General features: G+C 75.1%; 1 protein-coding gene. It reads right to left on the bottom strand.

Annotation, left to right across the window (positions count from 1 at the left end):
• Window positions 1-13 precede the first annotated feature (13 nt).
• Entirely contained in the window at window positions 14-934 is a 921-nt protein-coding gene (locus BYZ73_RS21240) for a S49 family peptidase (RefSeq protein WP_112317576.1), read from the bottom strand.
• Window positions 935-1,079: the final 145 nt, after the last annotated feature.

The raw sequence follows: 1,079 nt of genomic DNA, 5'->3' as shown, positions 1-1,079 counted from the left end.
AGTGAGTGGTCGGTCAGAGAGCCGCGCGGGCCTGCGCGGCGGCGGCTTGCGCCAGATGGCCCCGGCCGGTGGCCCGGCGGGGTGCGGCCGGGCGCGGCGCGTGGGCGGCGAAGATCCGGTCATAGAAGGCCGCGCGGGTCTCGGCCCGGTCGGCCAGGCCGCGGGCGATGGCGGCTTCCGGCCCGAAGGTGGCGCCGCCATCGGCCGGGTCGTCGGTGACCGAGAGCCGGGCTGCCAGATCCTCGGGGGCGATGCCCCGGCCGCGGGCGACGTCCGTATGGAAGGCCGCCTCATGCGCATCGAGATCGCGCAGGATCTCGGCCCGGCCGCCTTCGGTCTCGGGGTTCGGCAGCTTGGCCCGGGCATGGGTCGAGGTGAAGATCTGCCACCGGTTGCCCCCGCCATCGGGCCCGACCGGCCAGCCCGCCTGGCGCATGACGCCGATGGAGCCCGCGAGGCTGCCGGGCGTCATCGCGATATCCGTGCACTGGCTGGCCAGGTGATAGCCCATCGAGGCCGCCAGCGGATTGACCAGCGCATGGACCGGCTTGACCGCCGCCAGCGCCGCGATGGCGCCCGCCGCCGCCGCGCCCCCCAGCACCAGCCCGCCCGGCGTGTCGAACTCGATCACCACCGCCGCCACGTCCTCGGCCGAGGCCAGCGCCCCGCAGGACGCCTCGATGCCCGCGAAGGTCGCCCAGCCGAGGAAGCGTTCCAGCAACTCGGCATTGGGCGTCAGCACCCCCCGCACCGGCATCACTGCCACGCCGCGCGCCACCGCGAAGCGCTCGCCGCGGGCCACCTCGACCGGCCCGGAAAGCGCGGGGCCAGCGGTAGGCATTGCAGGCAGCGGCAGGCCCAGAAGCCCCGCGCCGAAGCTGCGATCCAGCGCCAGCGGCGCCCCGCCCAGAAGGCTGGCAATCGTCGTTTCCATCAGTCCTTGTCCTCTTCGGTTCCGGCCCCGGCATCTTCGTTGCGGGTCATGTTCGCGGCGGGGTTCAGCCGGTCGCCGCCCTCGACGGGGGCGCGGCCATCCTCGGCGCGGGCCTCGTTCGCGGTCAGGAACGGGCCGCCCACCG

The sequence above is a fragment of the Rhodovulum viride genome (assembly GCF_003265965.1).
Lineage (GTDB): Bacteria > Pseudomonadota > Alphaproteobacteria > Rhodobacterales > Rhodobacteraceae > Rhodovulum > Rhodovulum kholense.
This window is presented reverse-complemented; position numbering and strand designations above follow the sequence as displayed.

What these genes read in the sequence shown, in the direction of transcription:
- BYZ73_RS21240 (WP_112317576.1), bottom strand. Translation starts at nt 934, where the DNA reads ATGGAAACGACGATTGCCAGCCTTCTGGGCGGGGCGCCGCTGGCGCTG.